This window comes from Nocardia sp. NPDC059236 (genome assembly GCF_042754085.1).
In the GTDB taxonomy this organism is placed as follows: Bacteria; Actinomycetota; Actinomycetes; order Mycobacteriales; family Mycobacteriaceae; genus Nocardia.
In genome coordinates, this window is the sequence record NZ_JBHZAF010000083.1 from 1 (window position 1) to 1,275 (window position 1,275).

Annotated in this window: 1 protein-coding gene and 1 pseudogene; both read right to left on the minus strand. The window is 75.2% G+C overall.

What is annotated here, in order from left to right; genetic code table 11:
* Positions 1 to 216, minus strand: a pseudogene (locus tag ACFXIV_RS48015) (alpha-ketoacid dehydrogenase subunit beta); the annotation flags it as partial.
* Positions 213 to 1,250 (minus strand): pyruvate dehydrogenase (acetyl-transferring) E1 component subunit alpha, encoded by a 1,038-nt coding sequence (gene pdhA, locus ACFXIV_RS48020; RefSeq protein WP_379421552.1) that lies wholly within the window; start codon positions 1,248 to 1,250, stop codon positions 213 to 215. The gene pdhA and the pseudogene ACFXIV_RS48015, both read right to left, overlap by 4 nt.
* Positions 1,251 to 1,275 lie beyond the last annotated feature (25 nt).

Below are 1,275 nucleotides of genomic sequence, written 5' to 3' on the forward strand. Positions count from 1 at the left end.
CAACGGTGTGTCGGTGCACCTGTCGGGACCGAACTGCGCGGCCAGCCCGTCCGTCACCCGGAAGACGCCCCCCAGGGTGCCGACGTCCTCGCCGAAGACGTGCACATCCGGATCGTCGGCCATGGCGTCCCGCAGGGCGCGGCCCAGAGCCTGCCCCATGGTGGCGGGCTTGCGGTCCACCGGCTGTGCCGCGGGCTGCCGTGTGGCTGTGCTCATCGGGTCTCCTCCCCCGCTGCGAGCTCGGCACGCAGCCGAGCCGCCTGGTCGCGCAGCTGCGGTGTCGGCTCCGCGTAGACGTGCGCGAACAGCTGGGTCGGGTCCAGGGACGGGTCCTGGTGCATCCGCTCGCGCAGCTTCGCCGCCTGCTGCTCGGCCGCCTCCTCGGCTTCCCGTACGGTCGCCTCGTCCAGCAGTCCGCGGCCGCGCAGCTCCTGCTCCAACAGCGTCACCGGATCGTGCGCCCGCCACGCCTCGACCTCGTCATCGGTGCGGTAGCGGGTCGCGTCGTCGGCGTTCGTGTGCGCCTCCAGCCGGTAGGTGACCGCCTCCACCAGGGTGGGGCCGCCTCCCGCGCGGGCGCGGTCCAGCGCCTCGCACAGCACCTCGTGCACCGCCACCGCGTCGTTGCCGTCCACCAGCCGTCCCGGCATGCCGTAGCCGACCGCCTTGTGCGCCAGGGAGGGCGCCGCGGTCTGCTTGGCCAGCGGCACGGAGATCGCGAAGCCGTTGTTCTGCACCAGGAAGACGGCCGGTGCCTGCCAGACGGCGGCGAAGTTGAGCGCCTCGTGGAAGTCGCCCTCGCTGGTGCCGCCGTCGCCGACCAGCGCGAGCGCCGCCACCTCGTCCCCCTTGAGCCGGGCCGCGTGGGCCAGCCCGACCGCGTGCGGCAGCTGGGTGGCCAGCGGGGTGCACAGCGGCGCGACCCGCGTACCGGGCGAGTCGTAGCCGTGGTGCCAGTCGCCGCGCAGCAGGGACAGCACCTCCACGGGGTCCAGACCGCGTGCCACGGCGGCGAGGGTGTCGCGGTAGCTGGGGAAGAGCCAGTCGTGCTCGCGCAGCGCGAGCGCCGCGGCGACCTGGCACGCCTCCTGGCCCCGCGACGAGGGATAGACCGCCAGGCGGCCCTGCCGGGTCAGCGCGGTGGCCTGCTCGTTGAACCGCCGCCCGCGCACCACGGCCGCGTACAGCCGGCGCAGCAGCTCCGCGTCGGGGCCCGAGCCCTCCCGCCGGCCCGCCGCCCGGGTCCCCAGGACGCGGTACGGCTCGGTGTCGGGC